The organism is Micromonospora sp. NPDC003197 (assembly GCF_053590565.1).
Map to the genome: position 1 here is coordinate 174065 of NZ_JBSFTE010000013.1, position 24877 is coordinate 198941.

A 24877-nucleotide genomic window follows, 5' to 3' on the forward strand; every position below is an offset into this window, starting at 1 on the left:
AGCGATAGGAAGGGGCCCTTCCTAACATCAAATCAGGGGACGGTGCGGATCTTTTTCACCAGGATGCTGCCGAGCAGGGTCACGGCGGCGGTCGCCGCGTAGAGGGCGGGATATCCGCCGAGGTACACGACGATCGGTGCGGAAATCGCCGGCCCCAGCACCTGCGGGGCGGAATTGGCAATGTTGATTACGCCGAGGTCCTTGGCCCGGTCCGCCGCCTGGGGTAGCACCTGGGTGATCAATGCGGCGTCGACCGCCATGTAGACGCCGTACCCGGCACCGAGCAGGGGCGCGGCGACCAGGGCGGTCGGCCAGACCGGCCAGACGGCGAGCAGCAACGCCGCGACCGCCATGATCACCCCGGACCAGATCACGAACACCTTCCGCTTGCCGGACCGGTCCGAGAGCCGGCCGGCGATGACGGCGGTGGCCATCAGCCCGACGGTGTAGAGCAGGATCAGGACGAGCAGGCCGCCCTCCGGGTCGGGGTGGCGCACCTGGTCGGTGAGGAAGTAGAGCAGATAGAGGGTGCCCAACGCGTTGCCCACCTGGACCAGGAACCGGGTGCCCCAGGCCCAGGCGAAGTCCGGGTGCCGCCGAGGGCTGACCCACATCCCGGCGAGCAGTTCCCGCCAGCGCAGCGGGGGTCGGTGCGTACGGGGTAGTGGGTCGTCGGCGGTGAGCAGGGTGAACGGCACGGCGAGCAGTAGTACCGCCACCGCCACCGCCGCGTACCCGGCCGCGTTGCCGGAGACGAGGGTGGTGACCAGCACCGCCCCCAGCACCAGTCCGAGCGCCTGGGGGATGCCGACCCAGCCGGAGACCCCGCCCCGCTGGACGACCGGCACCCGGTCCGGTACGGCGGCGGTCAGGGTGGCCAGCATCGCGTTGAAGCACAGTTGCGCGGCGATCCAGCCGATCGTCACGCCGAGGATGGTCCGCTGCTGGGCGAGCAGCAGCAGCGACGCGGCCCCGAGCACCGCCCCGCCCAGCGTCCAGACGTGCCGCCGGCCGAATTCGCGACCCCCGAGGCGTAGGGAGGTCCGGTCGGAGAGCGCCCCGGCGAGCGGGTTGGCGATGACCGCGGCCAGCGCGCCGAGCCCGGTGACGATGGCGAGCATCGTCTCCTTGTTGGCCGGCGTGATCAGTTCCACCTGCTGGGGGAGCAGCACCTGGATGGGGGTGAAGAACGCCATCCAGACGCCGAGGTTGGCGCTGAAGATCAACGCGATCCAGCCTCGGCGTACCGGGATGGTGGGCTCGGCGAGGGCGGCGGGCAGGGCTGCCGCCCTCGCTGGCTCGGGCCGGGGTGACTCCGGCTCGGGCCGGGACGCGGCCGGGTCCACGGCGGTCATGGTCTGCGCGCGATCAGGTCGCGGTACCAGGCGTACGAGGACTTGGGGGTACGCACCTGCGTGTCGAAGTCGACGTGTACCAGCCCGAAGCGCTTGGTGAATCCTTCGGCCCACTCAAGGTTGTCCAGCAGGGACCAGACGAAGTAGCCGCGCACGTCGACCCCCTCGTCCATCGCCTTCCGTACCGCCGCCAGGTGTCCGGCCAGGTAGGCGATCCGGTCCGGGTCGTCGCATCGGCCGTCAGGGGTGAGTACGTCGTCGTACGAGCAGCCGCTTTCGGTGATGTGGATCGGTGGCAGTTCCGTGCCGTAGCGCTGCCGCAGGGAGGTGAGCAGGCCGTGTAGTCCGTCCGGGGCGACCGGCCAGTCGAAGCTGGTGGTCGGATAGCCGTCCAACGGCACCAGGTCGAAGGGCAGGGGACTGCCCTCTGCCGGGGCCCGTACGCCGGTGGGGTTGTAGTAGTTGACGCCGAGGTAGTCGATGGGTGTGGCGATCACGTCGAGGTCGCCGTCGCGCACCACCGTCCCGTCGGAGCCGGGCGTGGGGTCCATTGGTAGTTCCGCCGGGTAGCCCCGGCCGAGGAGCGGGTCGGTGAAGAGGCGGTTGTGTAGCGCGTCGTACACCGTGCCGGCGGCCCGGTCGGCGTCGGTGTCGCCCTGGAGCCACACCGGCGAGTAGTTGTTGGCGATGGCGATCGGGCTGCCGCTGCGGGCGCGGATCGCGGCGACGGCCAGCCCGTGGCCGAGCAGTTGGTGGTGGGCGACCGGGAACGCGTCGAAGAACAGCATCCGGCCGGGGGCGTGTACGCCCAGGCCGTAGCCGTGGGTCATGTGCACGAACGGTTCGTTGAGGGTGATCCAGAGCTTGACCCGGTCACCGAGCCGGTCGGCGACCAGTCCGGCGTAGTCGGCGAACCGGTGGGCGGTGTCCCGGTTCAGCCAGCCGCCCCGGTCTTCCAGCGCCTGCGGCAGGTCCCAGTGGAAGAGCGTGGCGACCGGGTCGATGCCGTTTTCGAGCAGGGTGTCCACCAGCCGGTCGTAGAAGGCGAGGCCGCGTGGGTTGGCCGGGCCGGTGCCGTCGGGCTGGATCCGGGGCCAGGCGATGGAGAACCGGTACGCGGAGACGCCCAGCCCGGCCATGAGTGCGACGTCCTCGGGATAGCGGTGGTAGTGGTCGCAGGCGACGTCGCCGGTCGTACCGTCGACCACCCGGCCTGGCTCGTGGGTGAAGGTGTCCCAGATGGACGTGCCGCGACCGTCCTCGGTGGTGGCACCCTCGATCTGGTACGCGGCCGTGGACACGCCCCAGGTGAATTCGGCCGGAAAGCGCAGTGACGCCGCCTCGGTCATCGACCCTCCTCATAACGTGAAATGTGTTCGGACTCTAGTTCGCTCGGCGTGTCGATGGGAACCCTTCCCGTTCTGTCCGAAATTGCGCATAGAGTGCCAATATTCAGAAATGTCCTTCATGGAGGCAGCGAAGATGATTCTCGTTGAGCGCAGCGGGCGCGTCGGGGTGCCGATCGAGTCGGTCTGGGAGGTGGTCCAGCAGGCCGAACGGCTGCCGTCCTGGCTGGCCGGGGTGCGCCAGGCCGAGGTGCTCTCTGGCGAGGGCTACGGGCGACGGCAGCGAGTCCAGGCCCGCCGGGGCGCGTCCGGCGACGCTGAGGTGATCGCGTACCAGGAACCGACCCTGATCGGCTGGCGGGAGCGGGCCAAGGGTGCCGGAGCGCGGGCCGAGGCCCGCACCGAGGTGTACGTCCAACTGGCGGCCGACGGCGACGAGACCGGCGTACGCCTGATCGTGGTGCGCTGGCCCGCCGGGCCGGTCAGCAAGGCGTTGCTACGCATGGGCGTACGCCGGGTCGGGGCTGGTCTGGAGGGCTCCCTGGCCCGGTTGACCGAACTGCTCACGCCGGCGGCGGTCGGTGCCTGCCCGGCCGGCGACCCGGGCGTTCTGGTCGGCGCGGCCCTTGGTGGCCCGAGCATGGCGGGCGAGGAGCTGGGGGACCAGCCGACCTTCGACGAGCGGCGGGCCCTGGTGGGGGAGACCCGGCTCGACGACCTGCTCCGCGACCCGGCTGACGAAACTGCCGACGAGACTGCCGACGAAGCGAATCGGGTCGGTGCGCACCGGACGGCGGCCAGAGACCTGGCCAGTGCGAAGGCGAAGTGCTGAGCCAGACAGTGCTGAGCCAGACCTGGCGGGTACGAGACCTGGGGGCGGCAAAGGCCAGGGGCGGGTGTTGACGGGAACTGCCGTCACCACCCGCCCCTGACCGACGGAACCGAGGATTTCCTAGGAGTCGCCGCCGGTCTCGCCGACCGGAGCCGCCGTCACGTCGTCGATCGCGTACTTCTTGGCCGCCTCGGCCGGCACGCTCGCCGGCACCGTCCCGCGCAGCGCCAACTGACGCAGCGTCGCCACGGTGATCGACTCGGCGTCGACCCGGAAGTGCCGGCGCAGCGCGTGCCGGGTGTCCGACATGCCGAACCCGTCGGTGCCCAGCGACGTGTAGTCACCCGGAACCCAGCGGGCGATCAGGTCGGGCACCGCCCGCATCCAGTCGCTGACCGCGACCTTCGGGCCCTCGGCGTCGGCCAACTTGCGCTGGACGTACGGCACCCGCAGCTCGCCGCCCGGGTTCAGCAGGTTGTGCTCCTCGCACTCGACCGCGTCGCGGCGCAGCTCGGTCCAGGAGGTCACCGACCACACGTCCGCCGCCACACCCCAGTCCTGGGCCAGCAGCTGCTGCGCCTTGAGCGCCCACTGCATGCCCACCCCGGAGGCCATGATGTTGGCCCGGGGCGCGGCCCCGTCGCCGTTGCCCGACACCTCCGGGGCCGTCGCGTAGCGGTAGATGCCCTTGAGTACACCCTCGACGTCCACGTCGGCCGGCTCCGCCGGCTGCACGATCGGCTCGTTGTAGACGGTCAGGTAGTAGAAGATGTTCTCCGGGTTCTCGCCGTACATCCGGTGCAGACCGTTCTCGACGATGTGCGAGATCTCGAACCCGAACGCCGGGTCGTACGCCACCACAGCCGGGTTGGTCGCCGCGATCAGGTGCGAGTGACCGTCCTCGTGCTGCAGCCCCTCACCGTTGAGCGTGGTCCGGCCGGCCGTGGCACCGAGCAGGAAGCCTCGGGCCATCTGGTCGGCGGCGGCCCACAGCCCGTCGGCGGTGCGCTGGAACCCGAACATCGAGTAGAAGATGTACATCGGGATCATCTGCACGCCGTGCGTGGCGTACGCGGTGCCGGCGGCGGTGAACGACGCCACCGAACCGGCCTCGTTGATGCCCTCGTGCAGGATCTGCCCGGTGGTCGCCTCCTTGTACGACAGGAACAGCTCCCGGTCGACCGCCGTGTAGTTCTGCCCGTGCGGCGAGTAGATCTTCTGAGTGGGGAAGAGCGAGTCCATGCCGAAGGTGCGGGCCTCGTCCGGGATGATCGGCACCCAGTGCCGCCCGAACTCCTTGTCCTTCATCAGGTCCTTGAGCAGGCGGACGAAGGCCATCGTGGTGGCCACCTTCTGCTTGCCCGAGCCCCGCTTGATGTCACCGAAGCGGGCCGAGTCCGGAATTCGCAGCGGTGGCGCGGTGATTTTGCGCGACGGCAGGTAGCCGCCCAGCGCCTCGCGCCGCTGGCGCAGGTACGCCATCTCCTCGGAGTCCTCGCCCGGGTGGACGTACGGCGGCAGGTACGGGTTGCTCTCCAGCACCTCGTCCGGGATGTCCAGGTAGAGCCGGTCGCGGAAGGTCTTCAGGTCCTCCAGCGTCAGCTTCTTCATCTGGTGCGTGGCGTTGCGGCCCTCGAAGCTGGAACCCAGCGTCCAGCCCTTGATCGTCTTGGCCAGGATGACCGTCGGCTGGCCGGTGTGCTCGGTGGCCGCCTTGTAGGCCGCGTAGAGCTTGCGGTAGTCGTGGCCACCCCGCTTGAGGTTCCAGATCTCGTCGTCGGAGAGACCCTCGACCATCTTGCGGGTACGCGGGTCGCGGCCGAAGAAGTGCTCCCGGACGTACGCCCCGGACTCCGCCTTGTAGGTCTGGTAGTCGCCGTCGGGGGTGACGTTCATCAGGTTGACCAGTGCGCCGTCGGTGTCTGCGGCGAGCAGCGGGTCCCACTCCCGGCCCCAGACCACCTTGATCACGTTCCAGCCGGCACCCCGGAAGAACGCCTCCAGCTCCTGCATCACCTTGCCGTTGCCGCGTACCGGCCCGTCGAGACGCTGCAGGTTGCAGTTGATCACGAAGGTGAGGTTGTCCAGTTCCTCCCGGGCCGCCATGCCGATCGCGCCCAGCGTCTCCGGCTCGTCCATCTCACCGTCGCCGAGGAACGCCCATACGTGCTGCTGGGAGGTGTCCTTGATGCCCCGGTTCTGCAGGTAGCGGTTGAACCGCGCCTGGTAGATGGCGTTGAGCCCACCCAACCCCATCGAGACGGTCGGGAACTCCCAGAAGTCCGGCATCAACCGCGGGTGCGGGTACGACGGCAGCGAGCCGCCCGGGTGCGACAGCTCCTGCCGGAAGCCGTCGAGCTGGTCCTCCGACAGCCGCCCCTCAAGGAAGGCGCGGGCGTACATGCCGGGGGAGGCATGGCCCTGGTAGAAGATCTGGTCGCCGCCGCCGGGATGGTTCTTGCCCCGGAAGAAGTGGTTGAAGCCCACCTCGTAGAGCGAGGCCGAGCTGGCGAAGGTGGAGATGTGCCCACCCACGCCGATCTCCGGCCGCTGCGCCCGGTGCACCAGCATCGCGGCGTTCCACCGGATGTAGGCCCGGATCCGCCGCTCGATGTGCTCGTCCCCGGGGAACCAGGGTTCCTGCTCCGGCGGGATGGTGTTGATGTAGTCGGTGGTGGTCAGGGGCGGCACCCCGACCTGGCGTTCGCGGGCCCGCTCCAGCAGGCGCAGCATGACGTAGCGGGCGCGTTTGGCACCCCGCTCGTCGATTACACCGTCAAGCGACTCGACCCATTCAGCGGTTTCTTCGGGGTCGATGTCCGGAAGCTGGCTCGGTAGGCCGTCGCTGATTACCGGGCGCTTGCGTTCCGTGGCCACAGGCGTTCCCTCGGTTGTGTGTGTGGGATAGGTCTCTGCCGCCATCCTGCCCCCTGGGACCTGGATAAGTCACCTCTAGTGGGCCCAGACGCGATGCGCGACACAGGTACTCGCCAGTAACTACTTGCAAGGAAGGGCCCCTTCTTATCGCTTTCCGTTGTACAAGGGCCCCTTCCTAACCGCTCGGGCAGACTATGGCGCATGCGCAGCGAAGTGATCACGGTCCGGACCGGTAACCGTCCGGTGGTGCGGGACATCACGCAACAGGCGGAGCGGTTCCTCGCCGGTGAGGGCGATGGGCTTCTGCACGTCTTCGTCCCGCACGCGACGGCCGGGCTGGCCATCGTCGAGACCGGGGCGGGCTCGGACGACGACGTACTGACCGCGCTGGACGATTTGCTCCCCGCCGACGAGCGCTGGCGACACCGGCACGGGTCACCGGGGCACGGTCGGGACCACGTGATGCCCGCCTTCGTGGCCCCGTACGCGACCCTGCCGGTGCTCGGCGGCCGGCTCGCGTTGGGCACCTGGCAGTCGATCTGCCTGGTCGACCTGAACGGCGACAACGACACCCGCGAGGTCCGGTTCTCGTTCCTGCCCGGCTGACCCGCCCGGCTGAGTTGCCCAGCTGTTGCCCGCCAGGCTGCCCCTCCCCGCCGACCGGTCCGGCTGACCGGCCTGGCGGGTGGATTCGGGGGACGGCGATGCTCGCGGGAGATGGCTAGCCTCGCCGCTGTGATCACTACCCCAGACCAGATCGACGCCCCCATCGTCGCCGTGACCGTCTATCCCGATCGTGCCCGGGTGACCCGGCGCGGCACCGTCTCCCTGCCCGCCGGGGAGCATCGGGTACGGATCGGCCCGCTCCCTCTGGACCTGCATCGGGACTCGATCCGGGTCGGCGGGACCGGGCCGGCCACCGTACTCGGGGTCGACGTGGTGACCCATCACCACGATCGCAGCCCCGATTCCGCCGTCGCCGAGCTGGAGGAGCAGCGGTGGACGGTGACGGTGGAGTTGACCGAGCTGGCCGACGCTGACGCCGTCGAGCGGCAGCGCGCCGAGTTCCTCGGCACATTGGCGCAGCGGGCGGGCGGGACGTACGCCCGGGCGCTGGCCACCGGGGACGCTTCCCCGGCCGACGTTGGCGCCTTCGCCGACTCGGTGGCCGACCAGCTCGCCGAGTCGCGGGCCCGGCAACGGGAGCTGACCGAGCGCCGGAAACGGGCCGAGGAGCGGCGGGCCGCGATCGAGCGGAAGCTCACCACGTTGACCGGTAGCAAGCGCCCGGACCGGCTGGCAGCCGAGGTCACCGTGGCGGTCGGTGCCGCTGACGTCGCCTCCAGCCCCGCCGACGCCGACGCAGTCGCAGTCGAGGTCGAGCTGGAACTGTCGTACGTGGTGAACGGCGCCGGCTGGCGCTCGTCGTACGACCTGCGGCTGGTCGACGAGACGTTGACGCTCAGCTGGTTCGGGCTGGTCACCCAGCGCACCGGGGAGGACTGGCCGGAGTGCGAGCTGCTGCTGTCGACGGCCCGCCCGTCGGCGGCGGCGACCGTACCCGAGTTGGATCCGTGGTATCTCGATCGGTTCCGCCCGGTTCCGCCCCCGCCTGTGCAGACGTTCGGGGCCATGCAGCCGATGTCCATGTCGGCGCAGCCCGCTGGTGCTCCACCTGTTGCCCCCGCGCCCGCCGGGGCGGCCCGGACCAGTGCCCGGGTGAAGGAGAGCGTTGCCACCGTCGAGCAGGGGGTAGCGGCGGCCACCTACCGGCCGGCGCGGCCGGTGGCCGTACCGGCGGATGGCAGTGCCCACCGGGCGACCGTCGCGGTCCTGGAGATGCCCACCAAGCTGGACTACCTGACTGCGCCGGTACGCGCGGAGGAGGCACACCTGCGGGCGACCGTGGTGAACGGCTCGACGCACACGTTGCCGGCGGGGCCGGCGTCGGTGTTCCACGGTGGCGATTTCGTGGCCGCCACCAAGCTGCCGAGGTGGGCACCGGGCGAGGAGGTCGAGCTGGCGCTGGGCCTGGACGACCGGGTACGGGTGGAGCGGGTGCTGGCCCGGCGCAGCGACACGAAGGCGACGCTGGGCTCGACCCGTCGCCGGGAGGTCGAGTACCGGATCACCGTGGCCAACCACACGCCTCGGTCGGCGGCGGTGACGGTGCTGGACCAGTTGCCGGTCTCCCGGGACGAGGGCGTGGTGGTACGGGAACTACGGCTCGAACCCGCCCCGACCGAGCGGTCCGACCTGGGTCGGCTGAGCTGGCGGCTCCAGCTTGCGCCGGGGGAGTCCCGGGAGATCCACGTGGGGCTACGGGTGGAGCTGGCCAAGGGGGTCGAACTGGTCGGCTGGCGCGAGTGACGTGCCATCCCCCGGGGGCGGACCGACGACAGGGGTCGGCCAGGCCGGTCGGTGCCCCCGGGCGGCGGCGTGCGGCATCTCCGTCAGAGGCGGATCGCCGTCAGAAAGCGGCGGATCTTCGTTAGGCCGTTGAGGCTCGCTGTCAGGCCGTGGCGGTTCTTGATCAGGCCGTGGCAATTCTTGATCAGGCCGTGGCGGTTCTTGGTCAGGCCGTGGCGGCGGCGAGCTGAGTCGCCTTGATCTTGGTGACCAGTGCGTCGAGCAGTCCGCGCAGCATGGTCTCGGTCGTCTCGTCCTGGACCGACCCGTCGGCGGTCAACTTCTCGTGGGCGTTGGTGACGATGACCTCGGGCTTGGTTACCACGGCGGCGTCAACGCAGAGGCACAGTTGCCGCAGCTGGAGTTGCGCTCGCACGGTCCCCATCCCGGTCGGGGCGGCACCGGCGATGGCGATCGGCTTGTGGGCCAGCGGGGAGACCCACACCGAGACCGGGAAGGCGGGGCGAGAGGCCCAGTCGAGGGCGTTCTTGAGTACGCCTGGCACGCCGAAGTTGTATTCCGGAGTGGCGATGAACAGGCCGTCGGCGGCGGCGATCCGCTCCCGCAGGTCGACCACCGGGGCCGGGAGTGCCGTCTCCTGGTCCTGGTTGAAGGGCGGGATCTCGGCGAGGCCGGTGTAGTGCTCGATGGTCAGCCCGGTCGGAGCGAGACGCTGGGCGGCCCGGATCAGACCGGTGTTGAACGAGGCATCTCGGAGGCTGCCGGAGATGGCCAGGACGGAGAAGTCGGACATGTGTCGTTCCTTGATCGGTGCCGGGGAAGCGCGTCCCCGGAACAGTGGCGGCGAGCCGGGGGGCCTCCCGGTCCGGTTGAGTGAGCTGGTCAATAATAGAGTAACTAAACTATCCGCTCGCAAGTACCATGTGACCCATGGCTCAGCGCACAGTTCCCACCGGCAGTTCGAGCGTGCTCGACCAGTGCACTCTTGCCGGTGCCGTGGTGCGCCGGATCATGCATGTCGCCGGTGCGCTCCGGCACTACCAGGACACCGACCTCGCCCAGCTCGGGCTGACCCCGGCGGCCGCTCGGGCATTGCACCAGCTCGACCCGGACCACCCGCTGCCCGCCCGCGACCTCGCCGAGCAACTCGGCTGCGACCGGTCCAACGTCACCGCCCTGGTCGACAAGCTCGAACAGGCCGGTCTCGTGCAGCGCCGTACCGATCCGACGGACCGTCGACTCAAGACCCTGGTGGTCACCGACACCGGCCGGCAGGTACGCGACGAGGTGCACCGGGTGTTGTCCGACTCGCGCCTGCTCAGCGGGCTGACCGAGGACGAGTTGACCACGTTGCACGATCTGGTCTGGAAGGTCTCCGACGGTGGCTGTCCGGAGGAGTGCGGAGGCGACTGACAGCACGACACGCGCCGCCCGAAACGTGTCGCACTGGTTGCCGGCGGCTCAAGTGGGTAATGCTGTCCGACGTGACCACCCCTCAAGATCTCGACGAACGGTTCCGGGAGGCGGTCGGCGGTCTCTCCGTCCCGCCCAACCGGCGCTCGCCGGACGGGCCGGTCCGCGACGACACCACCCTCACCGGCGTCCGTGCGATCGAACTCTTCGACGCCCAGTTGACCAGCCGGCACCTGGACCTCGCCGCGCGCTGGCTGCGTAGCTTCGGCGAAGGGTTCGACACCATCGGATCGTCCGGCCACGAGGGGAACGCAGCGGTGGCGGCGGCCGTCCTGCCCACCGACCCGGCCCTGCTGCACTACCGATCCGGCGGCTTCTACTGTGCCCGAATGACCCAGGCCGGACCGCTCCCGGCCACCACTTCGAGTACGGCCGACGGCAGCCTGCTGACCTCCGGCCGGTCAACGACCGGTGCGACCGGCGGCAGCAACGACGATGCCACCACCGAGGGCGAATCGATCGTCGATCCGATCGTCGCCGCCGCTCGGGACGTACTGCGGGGGGTGGTGGCCTCCGCCACCGACCCCGCGGCTGGTGGGCGGCACAAGGTCTTCGGCAATGCCAGCCTGGCCGTCATCCCCACTACCTCCACTGTCGCCTCGCACCTGCCCCGGGCGGTCGGAGTCGGCTTCGCCATCGAACGGATGCGGCGGCAGTCCGGTGACCCGAGCCAGGCCGGCGGCTCACCCCAAACCCTGGGCCGGCTGCGGTTGGGCGGATCGTCCCGGACCGATACCCCTGCGGGGCTGCCCTGGCCGTCGGACGCGATCGTGGTCTGCTCGTTCGGTGACGCCTCGGTCAACCACGCCAGCGCTGTCGCCGCGTTCAACACCGCCGGCTGGTGCGACCACACCGGACTGCGGATTCCGGTGCTCTTCGTCTGCGAGGACAACGGGCTCGGCGTCAGTGTCCGATCTCCGGAGGGCTGGGTGGCCGCCACGCTCGGTGCCAAACCGGGACTGCGGTACTTCGCCGCCGATGGCTGCGACCTGGCCCAGACGTACGACGAGGCGAGCGAGGCCGCCTCCTGGGTACGCCGGCATCGGCGGCCGGCCGTACTGCACCTGTCGACCGTACGGCTGATGGGGCACGGGGGTGCGGACGCCGAACTGGCGTACCGGTCGGCGGCGGACGTTACCCAGGACCTGGAGCGGGATCCGGTCATCGCCACCGCGCGCCTGTTGGTCGAGGCGGGACTGGCTACCCCGGACGAGTTGATTACCCGCTACGACGAGGTCGGCTGGCAGGTCCGCAAGGTGGCCGAGGAGGTGCTCGGCGAACCGAAACTGGCCACCGCCGCCGACATCATGGCCCCGATCTCCCCTCGTCGCCCGGTACGGGTGTCCCGGTCCATCACCGACGCCGGTTCCCGGGCCGCCGGGCCGGGAGCCGGCGCTCGCGCCGCTGCCTTCGGCGGGAAACTGCCCGAGCAGGCGGGACCGCTTACCCTCGCGCAGAACATCAACGCGGCGCTGGCCGACGGGCTGCTGGACCACCCGGAGATGACGATCTTCGGGCAGGACGTAACAGCCAAGGGCGGGCTGTACGGGGTGACCAAGGGCCTGCGGCAGCGGTACGGCGCTTCCCGGGTCTTCGACACCCTGCTCGACGAGACCTCTGTGCTGGGGTTGGGGCTCGGTGCCGGACTGGCGGGCATGCTGCCGGTCCCGGAGATCCAGTACCTGGCCTACCTGCACAGCGCCGAGGACCAGTTGCGGGGGGAGGCGGCCACCCTGCAGTTCTTCTCCCGGGGTGCCTTCCGTAACCCGATGGTGGTCCGGGTGCCGGGGCTGGCCTACCAGGAGGGGATCGGCGGGCACTTCCACAACGACAACTCGCTGGCCGTACTGCGGGATATTCCCGGCCTGGTGCTCGCGGTGCCGGCGCGGGCCGAGGACGCCGCGCCGATGCTGCGTTCATGCCTGGCCAGCGCCGCGGTGGACGGCAGCGTCTGCGTCTTCCTGGAGCCGATCGCGCTCTACCACACCCGGGATCTCTACCTGCCCGGTGACGACGAGTGGCTGGCTCCGTACGCCGGTCCGGGGGATTGGGGGAGCAGCCACGCGCCGATCGGTCGGGCCCGCAGCTATGGTGTCGGATCGGCCGAAGATGTCACGATCATCACTTTCGGTAACGGGGTGCGGATGTCGCTGCGGGCCGCCGGTGCCCTGGCAGAGGAGGGGATCGGCACCCGGGTGGTGGATCTGCGGTGGCTGTCGCCACTACCCGTTGCCGACATCATCCGGGAGGCCTCCGCGACCGGTCGAGTGCTGGTAGCGGACGAGACGCGCAGGTCCGGTGGGGTGGGCGAGGGCATCGTGGCGGCGTTGGTGGATGCCGGATATGTGGGTGCTGTGCGGCGAGTTGCCTCAGTTGACTCTTTTATCCCACTTGGTCCGGCTGCTGCCCAGGTGCTCCTCTCCGAGGATGCAATTACCCAGGGTGCCCGTACGCTGCTGGCACGGTAAATTCCGTTCCACTCGGTGTGCCACTTGCGCGCAGGGGCACAACTGTGTGGACTTTGCCCTATCGGTGTCAGACGACGCCGCTAGCAGTTGAGATGAGGAGGCACGCGACAGTGAGCGCGACCGCTGGTCAGGCCGCCGACGGAGTACGGAGCCTGGCGGACCGGTTCGGCATCGAGCCGGGGATGGTCGTCATGGAGATGGGGTACGACGACGACGTCGACCAGGATCTCCGTGACGCCCTGACCGACCGCTGTGGGGAGCTGGTCGACGAAGACACCGACGAGGTCGTCGACTCGGTGCTGGTCTGGTATCGGGACGGCGACGGTGATCTCTTCGAGCTCCTCGTGGACGCTCTCGGCCCGCTGGCCGACAACGGCGTGGTGTGGCTGCTGACGCCCAAGGCTGGGCGCGACGGGCACGTCGAGCCGAGCGAGATCAGCGAATCGGCGCCGACCGCCGGCCTTCAGCAGACGTCCACCATCAACGCCGGTAAGGACTGGAGCGGTGCCCGCCTCGTCCTGCGTCGGGGGGCGAAGAACAAGAAGTAGGGACCACCACAGGCACCGGTCGAGGGGCCGGACGCCTGTGGCACCCTGGGGTGCCATCGTGACTATCCAAGGAGCTTGCATGCCGATCGAGGTTGGCGCCGAGGCGCCGGACTTCGTACTCAAGGACCAGAACAACCAGGAGGTCCGACTCTCGGACTACCGTGGGCAGCGCACCGTGCTGCTGGTCTTCTATCCACTGGCGTTCACCGGGGTCTGCCAGGGTGAGCTGTGCGAGGTGCGGGACAACCTCAACGAGTACGTCAACGACGATGTCCAGGTGCTGACGGTCAGCGTGGACTCGGTCTACAGCCACAAGATCTGGGCCGACCGGGAAGGCTTCCAGTTCCCGCTGCTGGCCGACTTCTGGCCGCACGGCGCGGTGGCGCAGGCGTACGGCGTCTTCAACGACGTTGCCGGCATCGCCAACCGAGGCACGTTCGTCATCGACAAGGCCGGCGTGGTCCGGTTTGCCGAGATGAACATGCCGGGCGAGGCTCGCGACCAGGAAGGTTGGCGCAAGGCGCTGGCCGAGGCGGCTGCCTGACCCCGACTCTGCCGAGTCACCGAATCGTGGCCGATCTTGGAAGTTTCTCCGTGCTCGCGGCCCGGGAAACTTCCAAGATCGTTGCCTGCGCGACGAAGATCGGGGCGGCAAGGTAAGCTAACCGCCTCCGGTACGTCGCAGTGGCGTCTCGGGCGCGTAGCTCAGTGGGAGAGCACTCGCCTTACAAGCGAGGGGTCGCAGGTTCGAAACCTGCCGCGCCCACCACCTGACCAGCACAAAGACGGGCCGCCGGATGACCGGCGGCCCGCTTCGTCTCAGTTGTTGTCTCAGTTGCCGACCGGCGGCGTCGACCACGTCGTGCCGGACGGTGGTGCCCGAAAGTTTCGCCACTGCCTGAAACACGGCGGCAAGCGACGCAGGCGGCAGGTACTTTTCCCGGATCAGCTCACCGGCCCTGTCGATCACCTGCAAGGCCCTCTCCGCCTCCGCCGCTGTTGGACTCGGCTTTGACGGCGGTGAGGTTGCGCCACCCGGATGGTCCTGCTGAAGGTAGGCCAGCATGGCGTCTGCGTCAGTCGGCAGATCGGCCCGGTAGGCGGGCTGCGGATAGCAGGTTCCTGGGGCCGGCTTTCCGTCCGCGCCGAACATCGCCGCGCTGTTCGGACGGCAGATCTTCAGCGGCACCTCTGCTGACCTGCCCGGACCAGATTGCGGCCGCTCGCGCAGCAGGCCGTCCCGGGTGCCGTCTACCGAGAGCCAGGTTTGGCGCAGATACCGCTTGTTGGGCTCGCTGAGGGCCTTGCAGTTGGACTGGTCGGCCTTACCGTCGCAGTCGAAAGTTTCTCCTGAGGAGTCGGCGATTGATTCGACGAACACGTACTGGTCCGGCCGAGCGGCCAGGTGTGGCTTGTGCTCGGCAGTCAACGCTGCGTTACGCAGAATCCGTTCCGCCTCCGAACCGGCCCCGGACGCACCCGTAGCGGCCTCCTCACCAGCGCCCGGCTTTCGCCCGAACGGCGAATCTTGCGATCCGCCCGCGCTCACCGTGACGAACAGCCCGGCGGCGAGGACCAGCGCCAGCCCTCGGCGATCCGACGGGTGGCCGATTCCACGGCGACGCGGGCCACGACATCGTCTTCGTTGTGGTTGCCGACCGGGTCGATTCCGGTGCGGACCAGCGTTTTATATTGGCGAATTTCCGTCCGCCGCTGGCGGTGCAGCAGGTTGGTGGCGATGCCGTAAAGCCACGGCAGAGCCTTCGACTGACCCAGGTCGTAGCGCTCCCGCTGACGAAATGCCACCAGGAACGTCTCAGCAGTCAGAGCCTCCGCGATGGAGGGGCCCACCCGTCGGGACAGATAGCGGTGTACGGCCTCCGAGTGACGATCGAAGACAGCCGCGAACTTCTCGGGAACTGCTCGGGAGCGTTCGATGATTGTGTTGTCACTGACCGCCTGGTCAGCGGTGCCCTCGATCGCCGCCGACAACATCACCGGCCCCACGCCGCTAACCGGGCGCGTGTGAGGCCCACCAAACATGGTAGGAAGCCGAAACCTCGCATTAGTCACCCCTTTGAAGCCAACCAACACTTCCGTCTGTCTTTTGCCCGCAGGCACCGGAGGGGTTCGAACTAATCTGCGAGCCGTGGAGCCCACGTCCAGCACGACCAGCCTGTCGCCGAGCGACGGCGCGGACAGTCCGGCCGAGGCTACGGCTCAGGAGTGGCTGTACAGCCACTTGTACAGCCATGACGGCCGGCAGACAGGAGTGACGAGCGGCGGCGACCAGACAAGTCCAGCAGGTCAGTGGCAGCGGCCGACACCGACGGGACTGCGCCCGTACGTTCCAGCGTGATCCGCAGGCTGGAGTGACGTAGGGCGTTCTGTACGGCGGTGGGGTCGGCCCTCGAGGTGATCATGCGAGTGGCGAAGTGGTGCCGCAGGGAGGGAAGCGTGCCCTCCTCCGGTGAGCCCGCCGCCTTCGTCAAGTCCGCCACATGTCAAATCAACGCTGATCATGAGGCCGGGCCGAGACCGAGGCGCTGGTACGTCAGATCCATCCTGACCGGGGCCGAGCTGTACTGCGTCGAGGATCCACTATGGACGTAAATTTCGATCTGCCATCGATGAGCCGAGATTGTGGAGACTGTGCCAGAGCCCTTTGTCTCGACCGTTGATATCAGCGATGACTAGCTCGCTCAGGCGGAAGGCCAGCGCGGAGACCGACGATATAGAAATTCCGTGAACCATCCCGCCGGATGCATCCGTGCCACTTATGCCGGACGCGTTACGCGCGTGTCAGGTGTAACTGATCCACGGCAACATCCCACTACAAGCTCGTAGGAGCCCAGATGGCATCTTTGACGCGCATGCGTAAGGCGTGGCGACCGGTCTTGGTCGGCGCTATGGTCCTGGCAGGGTTGACCACAGCCGCGACACCGGCAAGTGCGGCGAGCACCAACCGGACAGGACTCTGCAACAAGGCGACCTACTCGGCGACCCTGCAGTTCCCCGCGCGTGGTGGGCTCTCTAGCACTCTGGTACCGCCGAACGGTTGTTGGAGCATCGAGCTCCCCAGCGGCAGCACTGAGAACGTCTACGTGTATGGCTACACCAGCGGCGGCGTGGAGTTCTTCATGGGCTGGAAGACGATCAATTCGGGCGAGCACAACGTGTTCCGGACCTACGGCTCGAGTTCCTCGCCCTCCTTCACCTTCGTACACAACTGACGCCAAGCCCCGCGCGCGCCAGAGGCGCGCGCGGGGCAGCGCGAATCGCATAGTCGGGCGGTGCGACTTTGACCAGGAGCGTTCTCCCACATCACCTATGAACTGTCACGGCCGGCCGCTGACCAGCCGCGAGGTCATCGGCCCCGTCCCCGCAACCGGCGGAATCTGTGCCCGGCTTACTCGGTGAGCACGACATCGGATGCGTCAGCAGCAGCCTGAGCTTCTCGCCCAGCTTCGGCAGCGGCATCGACACCAGTGACCTTGCCTGGTACGCGCGGCCTGCCGTACGGACGCCGAGCAGACCTGCCCAGGGTGACACGGTCGTACGTCCGGTAGGGCGCTCTACCTTGTCGCCCTGGTCCTGGCCCGCTCCACCAGGTTTGGGACGACGGTGACGGGATGGCAGGTAGCCCAACGCCGCGCGCGCCCAAGATCGGTGGGAACGTGTGTTGGCCGGGGTGCTGGGGTGTTTTGCTGGCCGGTTCGGGCGGGTGGAGCCGTGTCGGGCAGCGGCCGGGGCGATGGCCTGAGGGGCATTACTCTGCTTCGAAGCCGCCGTGTTTTCGAGCCACGGCGAGCCATTCCAACCAGCTGACCCACTTCGGATCGGCCTCCAGGAGATCTCGTAGCTCAGCAGGCGTATTCGCGTACGCCGCCAGCGCCTCATCGATCTCCCGGACGGTCACCAGCCACCGATCATTCGACTCGAGCTTGAACGCCGGAATTCCGATCCTTCCGGGAGAGGTCTGGGAGCGCCACCGCAGCCAGGCGTCCTCTTGCTCCGGCAGCGCCTGTGCGCAGTCAGGATTCGCGGTGAAGGCTGCCCAGGACGCAGGCTCAGCTGGGTAGCCCATCCCGGTCAACTGCATGTTCTGGTTGATGTCCTGAAACCGTCGGTAGTGGAACTCCCAGGGGTGATCCTCGTTTGGGCGATCGGCGGAGGCCTGGGCGCGGAGACGGTCGTAATTTTCCTTGCAGTCCGGGTTGTGTGCGCACACCAGCCCCAACCTCCGGCAAGCCGCCAGCTGATATCCGGCAGCGGCGCAATCGGCCAGCTCCAAGTCGATCCCCACATATGGATGATCAAGGCAGGGCGGTAGGTGCGCCAAGTCGCATGGGGGCGGTGTCCGTTGGGCACCAGATGAAGACCTTCCGTGCCAACCGGGACGACAGGCAAGGTGAGGTCAGAGCCTGGCACCGGCGGAAGGAGGGGGGCCCACCGACCGTCACCCGCTCGTCAAGTCGTGCTCGCTGGTTGCTGGTCCAGTCGAGATGGGGCGGCCAGAGCCGGGTCGGCGACCCCGGCCAGCCGGTACGCCGCCAGTGCCTGACGGTGGGATGCCCGGAAGCCCTCATCGCCGGCCAGTGGCAGTCCAGCCACTACCCGGAGCGGGCTTGAGCTACCAAGGGCCGCCCTGAGTTGGTCACCCGTCGGTGCCGCAGCACGGGGCAGCGTGATCCACGCGGTCGTGGTGCCCTCGTCCGTGGCCACCGTGAGGACGTGTTCGGCACCGAGCGTGGCAGCAAGTGAGTGGCACACGTCATCGGGCTCGACCAGCGTCCGCATCGCGCTGCCCCGCGGTTCCGGGTTCCACACGACCAGCCCGACGTGGATTGCCGCAACCGGATATCCCGTCTGCACCGACAGTTCCGAGGCCTCGTCGCTGCCGGACAGTACGGCGTGTACCAGGGCCCTGGCTCGCGACACTGACGAGTCGCTCCGCCGGCGCACCTCCCGCTGGTAGATGGCGTGCAGCTGGTGGGTCATCGCATCGACATACGAGAACGCCGCATCGGTGGCGTACTGCAGCACCTGTAGCTGTCCGTCCGGCGATGCCCCCGACGCGAGAAGGTCCTCGAAGAGGTACTCGCGCAGCAGGTTGTTCCCGACGTGGTACGCGCGAGCGAGGTGACTCCACGCCAGACCGCGCTGCGCCAAGGTCCTGCGTGATCGCATCCATTCGCGGTACCAGACGGTTCGCGACGTCGACGAGGACCTGCTGGTGGTCGGGTCCCAGTCGCTCCGCGACCGGCCGGTGACTCTCGAAATACCGCACGACTCGATTCTCTGCCAGGCTGCGGGACGAGCCCGGTTCACCCCACGATCACGGCCCCCAGGCTGATCCGACAATCTCCCTGGTCAGACCGGACGCGCTGGACGGCTGGCCCGTCGTGCGAGCGGGCACCTACTTTTCGGCAGGTGCCCGGTTCGACTGTGACGATCATTGCGTAGCGGCCTTGTTCAGCCGGCTGGACGGGATCGAGCGCTGAGACGGCGGTCGGTGTGCCGCTGGTCAGCGGGATGGTGTGTTCACCCGCAGCAGCTACCACCGTCGGAGGTGGCGACGGCGACCAGGCCCAGGTCAGTGCGCGGCAACGATGAGGTGTCGACGGCACCGCTGCCGGTGGGGTCGAACTGGTCGCCGGCCAGGACGGCGAGTTGCAGGGCGACGTCGGGGTCGATGCCGAGTTCGGCGGCGGCGGCCCGGGTGGCGGCGGCGACGGTACCGGCGGTGGGCAGGTGCCGTAGCGCTGCGGAGATCAGCCGGGCTGGGACGTCGGGGGCGAGGCCGTAGCGGACGACGGCGTCGTCGAGCATCGCCTGGTAGCCCAGGGTGGACGAGCAGACGCCGGTCTCGGGCAGGTCGAGCTGTACGTCGCGGGCAGCGACCCAGTCCCCGGCGAGGGCGGCGGCGATGGAGCGGACCTGCTCGTAGCCGGTGGCCATCAGGAACGTTGGGGCCCGACCGTAGGACTTCATGCCGACGACGAAGTAGTTCGGCTCGGGCTGGGTGAGTTCGTCCACACCGTGCGGACGAACGGTGCCGCACGAGTGCTCGTTGGGGTCGATCAGTGGGGCCAGGGCCCGGGTGCAGCCCAACGCCGGGTCGAGGTCGAGGCGCAGCTCGTCGGCGATGCGGTGGTCGGGCCGGAAGCCGGTGGCCGCCACGATCCGATCGGCGGTCAACGTACGTCCGTCGACTGCGGTGAGCTCAGCGCCGTCGTCGCTGGCCTGGACCTTGTCGACGGCGAACCCGACGACCAGGTCGACGCGGCCGGAGTCGACCAGCAGCTTGATGCCGGTGCCGAGGGCACCCCGGCCGGGCAGGGCGTCGGCGTCTCCACCGCCGAGGGCCCGTTCGATCGAGCCGCCCCGGGTGGCCCAGGTGATCCGGGTGCCGGGCTCCTGCTCGGCGAGTTCGGCCAGGGCGAGCAGGGTGTTGGCGGCGGAATGCCCGGCGCCGACGACGACCGTGTGCTTACCGGCGTAGCTGGAACGATCAGCGCCGAGCACGTCGGGCATCGCCGGGCCGATCAGTGCAGCCGACTGCTTCTCGCCGTAGGCGGGCAGGCCGTTCGCGCCGAGCACGTTCGGTGTGTTCCAGGTGCCGGACGCGTCGATCACCGCTGCGGCGAGAACGTCCTCGCCGGTGTCGAGTCGTACGACGAAGGGGGTGTTCTGCCGGCCTGCGGTCTTGACCCGGTCGACGCCTATCCGGCCGAGGGCCACGACCCGAGCGTCGTAACGGATGTGCGGGGCCAACTGCGGCAGTTTTGCCAGCGGCTGGAGATACTGCTCGACCAGCTCGCCGCCGTTCGGCATCACGTCCAGGTCTGGGCAGGCCCAACCGGCGGTGTCAAGCAGTCGCCGGGCAGCGTGGTCGATGTTGTACCGCCACGGGGAGAACAGCCGGACGTGACTCCATTCGGCGACCGTGGCACCAGCCGATGCTCCGGCTTCCAGGACGGTGAACGGCAGGCCACGTTCGCGCAGGTGTACGGCGGCAGCCAGGCCCACCGGACCGGCACCGATTACTACCGTGGGCAACTGCTGTAGATGATCGTTCATGAGGATCTTCCTTCCGGTCTTGGCAGTATTTCGAGGCAGTGCGATCACTCATCGTCGACGGGCGATGGAAACCTGGTCGAGGTGGCCAAGGCAAGCCACGCTGTGGCGACGACGAGCCGGGTGATCGCCACGAGGGTGTCGGGCTCCACCCGGTCGGCTGTGTCGGCCGGGCTGTGGTAGCCGGCCATGCCGGCACCGACACCGATCGCGGCGAAACCCGCGCCGGAGTAACGGCGGTTGTCCGAGGCGACCGGTCCGGGGACGAGCGGGACACCGGTGTGCCGACCGGCCTGATCGAGCACAGCAAGCAGACCATGCGCGGGTCCGCCAGCCTCCACGGCGGCTGCCTGCCACAGGTGTCCCGCCCCGTCGACGTTGATCACCAGCGGTTGTGCGCGGGCCTCGGTCAGGCGGGTGGCATGGTGGGCGGAGCCGAGCGCGCCAACCTCCTCACCGTCAAGCAGCGCCACGGACAGGCCGCCGCCTCCCGCGGACAGGTCACCGCCGTCCGGTCCTTCGGGCAGGGCGGCGCTGAGGACCCGTACAGCTTCGAGGACCACCGCGACGCCGCTGGCGTTGTCGGCCGCAGCTGGCTGTCGCAGACCAGGATGGTCGCCGACGCCGTCGAAATGTGCGGTCAGCAGCAGTTCAGGGTGCCCCGCTGTCGCATCTCGCAGTTGGCCGTACAGGTTTGCGGCGGTGACGTCGACGCGGCGGATCGGGGCGTCGGCCGCGAGCCAGCCCTGGCCAGCCAGAGCCATCTGGGTGAGCCAGTCGTGGACCGCCGTGGACAGGGTGAGTATCGGCAGCGGGCCGGGCTCCGAACCGGCGAGCATCGTGAACTGCCAGCCGTCCGCATCGACCCCGCTCGGCAAAAGGAGCCCCGCCGCCCCATCAGCGTGGCCGTACGCGTCGAACAGGCTCATTCCGGCCGGCACGATCAACCAGAGCCCGGTCGGGTCACCCGTACCCGCGATTCCCAGCGGGGCATGCCGGGGCGCGGCGAGGTTGGCGGAGGCGAGATGTAGCGAGACGTCACGGCCGAACGACAGGCTCGCCGTGGTGGTCCCGGTGCCCCACCGTACGTTCGGCGCGGCGTAGATGTCGGGCACCGCCCGTACCGGAAATGGGTCGGTTGTCACGGCCGCACCGAGGTCGGTCAACTGCGTGGCCAGCCACGTTCGGGCCGCGATGTTGCCCGGCGTGCCGACCCGACGTCCGGTGAAGGCGTCGCCGGCGAGCGCGGTGACGGTCGCGGTCAGCCGGTCGACCGACACCATCTCCAGCGCCGCTTCGAGGGCGGGCCCGACCAGGGGGCGGGAAGCAGTCATCCGCAGCAACCCGTGCCAGTGGCCACCGGGTCCGCCTTGACCACAGGATTTGCCTCGGCGGCCGGGTCTGTCTCGGCTGCCGGCGCACAGCAGGCGTCCGAAGCAGCGACGGCCACCGCCGGAGTCCCGCAGCAGGTGCCACCGGTCGTGTCACCTGGGTTGGGCAGGGCGATGTTGGTGGTTTGGGCCGGGTTTCCGCAGCAGCCGGCGGAACCGGCGATGGTCAGCGCGGCGGCCGGATCCCCGGCGAAGCCTCCCAGGCTTTCGTTCGTGGTCATTTCGGCACTCCTCAGACGTGCTGTCTTGATGTTCTTCGAACCAGAGGATTGCACCCTGTTTCGAGATCTGTCAACCTAGACGAATGTTGAATCAAGCGTCGGCACCTGGGCTGGTTGATCTCAACGGCGCGGTGCCCTGCTGTGCGCCCATCAGTGCGCAGCGGATCTCCACCGAGGCCGCCGCCGTACTCGCCCCGGTCCTCAAGGCGCTCGGCGACCCGGTACGGCTACGGCTGATGTCGATGATCGCCTCGGCGTCCGGCGGCGAGATCTGCGTCTGCGACCTCACACCAGCGTTCGAACTGTCCGGACCGACGATCTCGCACCACCTGAAGACTCTCCGTGAGGCCGGCCTCGTCGATGCCGAACGGCGTGGCACCTGGGTCTACTACCGGGCACGGCCCGGAATCATGCGGCAGCTTGCGAGCCTGCTCGACGTCGGTGCTGCTGCGAACGCGTGACCGGCCCCGGCCTTCTGTGCGGCATCGAGCGGCCGCGTTCATGCCCTGCTCGCCGAACTCACCACCGACCGACAGGAACCAACCATGCCCGAAAAGCCCAGCGTCCTGTTCGTCTGTGTACACAACGCCGGCCGATCCCAGATGGCCGCCGGCTGGCTACGCCATCTTGCCGGCGACGCCGTCGAAGTCCGCTCCGCCGGCTCCGCACCTGCCGAGACCGTCAACCCGGCCGCGGTCGAAGCGATGCGGGAGATCGGCATTGACATCACCAATCAGACCCCGATGAAACTCGGATGGGAAGCCGCCGAAACCTCCGACTGCATCATCACCATGGGCTGCGGCGACGCCTGCCCCATCTTTCCCGGCAAACGCTATGAAGACTGGAAACTGGCCGACCCTGCCGGTGAGGGAATCGAAGCTGTTCGACCCATCCGCGACGAGATCCGCGCCCGTGTCGATGCGGGTCTGGTGGCCGGCCGAGCTGCCGCCAGACGAAGTCGATGCAGGTTGGTGACGAGGCGCGACCCACCCACCTGCATGACCAACGGATGCGAGCGAGGATGGATGTTCGTGAAGGATGGTAGACCTTGGGGCAGGTCGGACTTGCTGCTCACACAACTCGCCGACGACTGATCGCTTGGTAACGCTACGACGTGGCCGTGCCTTGCAGATGCAGGGATTGCGGCGCATCGATACAGTCGTTCGACATGGGTGCAATCAAACCGTGGCAGCTGCTGGTGGCCGCCATCTGTTGCTTTTTGCCGTTCTTGGCTGCAGTGGTCGGAGGAGTGTGGGCGATCCGCCGGAAGCAGTAGGACGTTGCTTCACCGGGTCGGTCTGTCCGGATTGGCGTTGAGTGTCGTCACGGTCGGGGAGCCCAGAGGGCTGTCCGATGTAGGCCGACGGACGGGCAGGATTTTGGCTGGTACGGGAAGATTCACATGCCGGAGGCCCGGTCCTGGTGCCATGTCTCACCCTGCACGCCATGACGCTCTGCCGCGTGCTGCTCCTGCTCGGATCTGGCGGCGTGCGCCGCTCTTGAGTCCTCAGACGATGAGAACCGCCTCCGGTCTCGTACGCCCACGAAGACGAGCACCGCGATCAGCAATACGAAAAGCGCCACGAGCGATGTCACTACTGCTGTCATGCATCGATGCTACGGCGTACGTGCCATCGGAGGCTGGTCCCGCTTGAGCCCGAGATGTTCAGGGGCGACGGCGCGCGAAGAGGATCCCGCCGAGTGTGCTCTCTGGAGAGCTGAGAGTCGTCTGGGCCTCGATGGTGAAGCCGGCCTCCTCCAGCCAGGCCGCCAGTTTCGCAGGCTGTCGCCGGTGGACATGGATGTTCATCGGGTGGCCGCCGTAGCCTTCCGTCTTCAACTGCGACTCGTTGCCGACATGGAAGGCGAGCAGGAGCGGAGCCCCAGGCCGTAGAACCCGATGGAAGTGGGACAGGACTGTGTCGATTTCGTCGTCGGGGATGTGGATCAGCGAGTACCAGGCGACCAGGCCAGCCAGCGAGGCGTCACCGAGGTCAAGATCAGTCATCGAGCCCACCGCGAACCGCAGCTCAGGGTGATCCTGGCGAGCTATTTCGATCATCGCGGGTGACAGGTCGATCCCGAAGGCGTCGATGTCGTACTGGCGCAGGTGGGCGGTGATCCGCCCCGGACCGCACCCGACATCCGCGACTGGTCCGCTGCCGGCTGCTCGTACCTGGTCGGCGAACAACGCGAGAGCTGCCCGCTCGTACGGGGTTTCGTCCAGGAGGTGGCGAACCAGGTTGGCGTAGCTCTCGGCGACGGTGTCGTAGGAGCGCCGAGTGTCCGCGAGCCAGTCTTCGGTTGTCATGCCCGGCGACGCTACCGCTACCGCGGCCGCCGCCCGGCGCTGCGCCGCTGGTTTGTGCGCATCGATTGCTGTTCCGGCGACATCAGCTGCGCACAAAGCATGGGTACGAAAGGACAGGAGCAACCCGGCCAGGTCGAGGATCTGTCCGGTTCTGGTGGTCGTACGCATGTCTGCGGCTTTTGCAGGGGTCGGTGAGTTACGAAGCGACCGCCCGGGACCGGGTCGCCATGCCGTCGACACCATCAGGTTGTGGCCGTTAGTGGCATGTCTGACCCTGGTAGGGGTAGCTGCCCCTGGTGATTGACTGGAGGAGCCTTCTCATTCCGGACACTCCGCTGTTGGAGATGGTCGTCCGAGGCAGCGTCATCAGATTCCTCCGTGGATACTGCGGCCTTCAGGCCGGAGAGGAAGCGGACTCCTGCGGAGCAGGTCAGGGGTAGCCGATTCGCCGTCGAGGCGAAGTCGGCGTCTACCCACACCCTGTCCGCAAAATCTGTCACAAACAAGTGGGCTAACATGTGAGACATGTCCACGCGTGTCGTGAAGCGGGCCTTCAAGTTCCGCTTCCACCCGACCCGGGAGCAGGCCGACCTGCTGAACCGGAC

At 68.4% G+C, this 24877-nt stretch carries 22 protein-coding genes, 1 tRNA gene and 3 pseudogenes; 12 read left to right on the top strand and 14 right to left on the bottom strand.

Translation table 11 applies throughout. From position 1 onward, the window contains the following. Positions 1–32: 32 nt before the first annotated feature. Together ACWDV4_RS17030 and ACWDV4_RS17035 are read right to left on the bottom strand one after the other, a co-directional pair. Positions 33–1346 carry an MFS transporter gene (locus tag ACWDV4_RS17030; RefSeq protein ID WP_449979576.1) on the bottom strand — a complete coding sequence of 438 codons (1314 nt, stop codon included), beginning with the start codon at positions 1344–1346 and terminating at the stop codon, positions 33–35. Between the two features lie 5 nt (positions 1347–1351). Continuing rightward, on the bottom strand, positions 1352–2704 hold the full coding sequence (locus ACWDV4_RS17035; protein ID WP_449979578.1) for a GH1 family beta-glucosidase: 1353 nt from the start codon (positions 2702–2704) through the stop codon (positions 1352–1354). A 133-nt stretch (positions 2705–2837) separates the two neighbouring features. On the opposite strand from ACWDV4_RS17035, the pseudogene ACWDV4_RS17040 reads away from it, so the two are divergent. After that, positions 2838–3284 (top strand): annotated as a pseudogene (locus tag ACWDV4_RS17040) (SRPBCC family protein); the annotation flags it as partial. A gap of 369 nt (positions 3285–3653) precedes the next feature. Here the strand turns inward: ACWDV4_RS17040 and aceE are convergent. Then, entirely contained in the window at positions 3654–6410 is a 2757-nt protein-coding gene (aceE, locus tag ACWDV4_RS17045; protein ID WP_449979580.1) for a pyruvate dehydrogenase (acetyl-transferring), homodimeric type, read from the bottom strand. Between the two features lie 201 nt (positions 6411–6611). Between aceE and ACWDV4_RS17050 the strand changes: the two genes are divergently transcribed. Continuing rightward, a complete protein-coding gene (locus tag ACWDV4_RS17050; protein WP_449979583.1) occupies positions 6612–7016 on the top strand; it encodes a secondary thiamine-phosphate synthase enzyme YjbQ in 405 nt (134 codons plus the stop codon). Positions 7017–7145: 129 nt separating this feature from the next. After that, complete coding sequence (locus ACWDV4_RS17055) at positions 7146–8780, top strand: DUF4139 domain-containing protein (protein ID WP_449979585.1); 1635 nt, start codon at positions 7146–7148, stop codon at positions 8778–8780. A 205-nt stretch (positions 8781–8985) separates the two neighbouring features. Here ACWDV4_RS17055 and ACWDV4_RS17060 read toward each other — a convergent pair whose 3' ends face one another. Next, positions 8986–9573 carry an NADPH-dependent FMN reductase gene (locus ACWDV4_RS17060; RefSeq protein WP_449979588.1) on the bottom strand — a complete coding sequence of 196 codons (588 nt, stop codon included), beginning with the start codon at positions 9571–9573 and terminating at the stop codon, positions 8986–8988. 137 nt (positions 9574–9710) lie between these two features. On the opposite strand from ACWDV4_RS17060, the gene ACWDV4_RS17065 reads away from it, so the two are divergent. The 5 genes from ACWDV4_RS17065 to ACWDV4_RS17085 all read left to right on the top strand — a co-directional run bounded on the left by ACWDV4_RS17065 (position 9711) and on the right by ACWDV4_RS17085 (position 14038). Next, positions 9711–10193, top strand: coding sequence for a MarR family winged helix-turn-helix transcriptional regulator (locus tag ACWDV4_RS17065; protein ID WP_449979591.1), 483 nt, complete (start codon positions 9711–9713; stop codon positions 10191–10193). Positions 10194–10390: 197 nt separating this feature from the next. Beyond that, a complete protein-coding gene (locus tag ACWDV4_RS17070) occupies positions 10391–12721 on the top strand; it encodes a transketolase C-terminal domain-containing protein (protein ID WP_449979650.1) in 2331 nt (776 codons plus the stop codon). A gap of 110 nt (positions 12722–12831) precedes the next feature. Next, positions 12832–13269, top strand: coding sequence for a DUF3052 domain-containing protein (locus ACWDV4_RS17075; RefSeq protein ID WP_449979594.1), 438 nt, complete (start codon positions 12832–12834; stop codon positions 13267–13269). Between the two features lie 79 nt (positions 13270–13348). After that, positions 13349–13813: a peroxiredoxin gene (locus tag ACWDV4_RS17080; protein WP_449979596.1), complete on the top strand. Its 465-nt coding sequence runs from the start codon at positions 13349–13351 to the stop codon at positions 13811–13813. Positions 13814–13963: 150 nt separating this feature from the next. Beyond that, positions 13964–14038, top strand: a tRNA-Val gene (locus tag ACWDV4_RS17085). 126 nt (positions 14039–14164) lie between these two features. On the opposite strand, the pseudogene ACWDV4_RS17090 reads toward ACWDV4_RS17085, so the two are convergent. From ACWDV4_RS17090 to ACWDV4_RS17100, 3 genes and pseudogenes are all read right to left on the bottom strand, one after another. Then, a pseudogene (locus ACWDV4_RS17090) lies at positions 14165–14881 on the bottom strand (hypothetical protein); the annotation flags it as partial. Next, the gene (locus ACWDV4_RS17095; protein ID WP_449979599.1) at positions 14815–15276 is read right to left on the bottom strand and encodes an RNA polymerase sigma factor; all 462 of its coding nucleotides are present in this window, start codon (positions 15274–15276) and stop codon (positions 14815–14817) included. The gene ACWDV4_RS17095 and the pseudogene ACWDV4_RS17090, both read right to left, overlap by 67 nt. A gap of 206 nt (positions 15277–15482) precedes the next feature. Further along, positions 15483–15770: a tyrosine-type recombinase/integrase gene (locus ACWDV4_RS17100; protein WP_449979602.1), complete on the bottom strand. Its 288-nt coding sequence runs from the start codon at positions 15768–15770 to the stop codon at positions 15483–15485. A gap of 354 nt (positions 15771–16124) precedes the next feature. Between ACWDV4_RS17100 and ACWDV4_RS17105 the strand changes: the two genes are divergently transcribed. Then, the gene (locus tag ACWDV4_RS17105; protein WP_449979604.1) at positions 16125–16502 is read left to right on the top strand and encodes a hypothetical protein; all 378 of its coding nucleotides are present in this window, start codon (positions 16125–16127) and stop codon (positions 16500–16502) included. A gap of 536 nt (positions 16503–17038) precedes the next feature. On the opposite strand, the gene ACWDV4_RS17110 is transcribed toward ACWDV4_RS17105, so the two are convergent. The 5 genes from ACWDV4_RS17110 to ACWDV4_RS17130 all read right to left on the bottom strand — a co-directional run bounded on the left by ACWDV4_RS17110 (position 17039) and on the right by ACWDV4_RS17130 (position 21961). Further along, complete coding sequence (locus ACWDV4_RS17110; RefSeq protein WP_449979606.1) at positions 17039–17575, bottom strand: hypothetical protein; 537 nt, start codon at positions 17573–17575, stop codon at positions 17039–17041. A 164-nt stretch (positions 17576–17739) separates the two neighbouring features. Next, a complete protein-coding gene (locus tag ACWDV4_RS17115) occupies positions 17740–18459 on the bottom strand; it encodes a hypothetical protein (protein ID WP_449979609.1) in 720 nt (239 codons plus the stop codon). 354 nt (positions 18460–18813) lie between these two features. After that, positions 18814–20352: an FAD-dependent oxidoreductase gene (locus tag ACWDV4_RS17120; RefSeq protein ID WP_449979612.1), complete on the bottom strand. Its 1539-nt coding sequence runs from the start codon at positions 20350–20352 to the stop codon at positions 18814–18816. 44 nt (positions 20353–20396) lie between these two features. Beyond that, positions 20397–21683 (bottom strand): M28 family peptidase, encoded by a 1287-nt coding sequence (locus ACWDV4_RS17125; RefSeq protein WP_449979614.1) that lies wholly within the window; start codon positions 21681–21683, stop codon positions 20397–20399. After that, positions 21680–21961: a hypothetical protein gene (locus tag ACWDV4_RS17130; protein WP_449979617.1), complete on the bottom strand. Its 282-nt coding sequence runs from the start codon at positions 21959–21961 to the stop codon at positions 21680–21682. Before ACWDV4_RS17130 ends, ACWDV4_RS17125 begins: the two co-directional genes overlap by 4 nt. An 83-nt stretch (positions 21962–22044) precedes the next feature. Here ACWDV4_RS17130 and ACWDV4_RS17135 point away from each other — a divergent pair, with 83 nt between their 5' ends. Then, positions 22045–22422, top strand: coding sequence for an ArsR/SmtB family transcription factor (locus ACWDV4_RS17135; RefSeq protein ID WP_449979620.1), 378 nt, complete (start codon positions 22045–22047; stop codon positions 22420–22422). Positions 22423–22506: 84 nt separating this feature from the next. Then, positions 22507–22881, top strand: a pseudogene (locus ACWDV4_RS17140) (arsenate reductase ArsC); the annotation flags it as partial. Positions 22882–23359: 478 nt separating this feature from the next. Here the strand turns inward: ACWDV4_RS17140 and ACWDV4_RS17145 are convergent. Together ACWDV4_RS17145 and ACWDV4_RS17150 are read right to left on the bottom strand one after the other, a co-directional pair. Further along, on the bottom strand, positions 23360–23569 hold the full coding sequence (locus ACWDV4_RS17145) for a hypothetical protein (RefSeq protein WP_449979623.1): 210 nt from the start codon (positions 23567–23569) through the stop codon (positions 23360–23362). A gap of 58 nt (positions 23570–23627) precedes the next feature. Continuing rightward, positions 23628–24272 (bottom strand): class I SAM-dependent DNA methyltransferase, encoded by a 645-nt coding sequence (locus ACWDV4_RS17150; protein WP_449979625.1) that lies wholly within the window; start codon positions 24270–24272, stop codon positions 23628–23630. Between the two features lie 525 nt (positions 24273–24797). Between ACWDV4_RS17150 and ACWDV4_RS17155 the strand changes: the two genes are divergently transcribed. After that, on the top strand, positions 24798–24877 hold an 80-nt coding region (locus tag ACWDV4_RS17155; RefSeq protein ID WP_449979652.1), incomplete at its 3' end, for a helix-turn-helix domain-containing protein.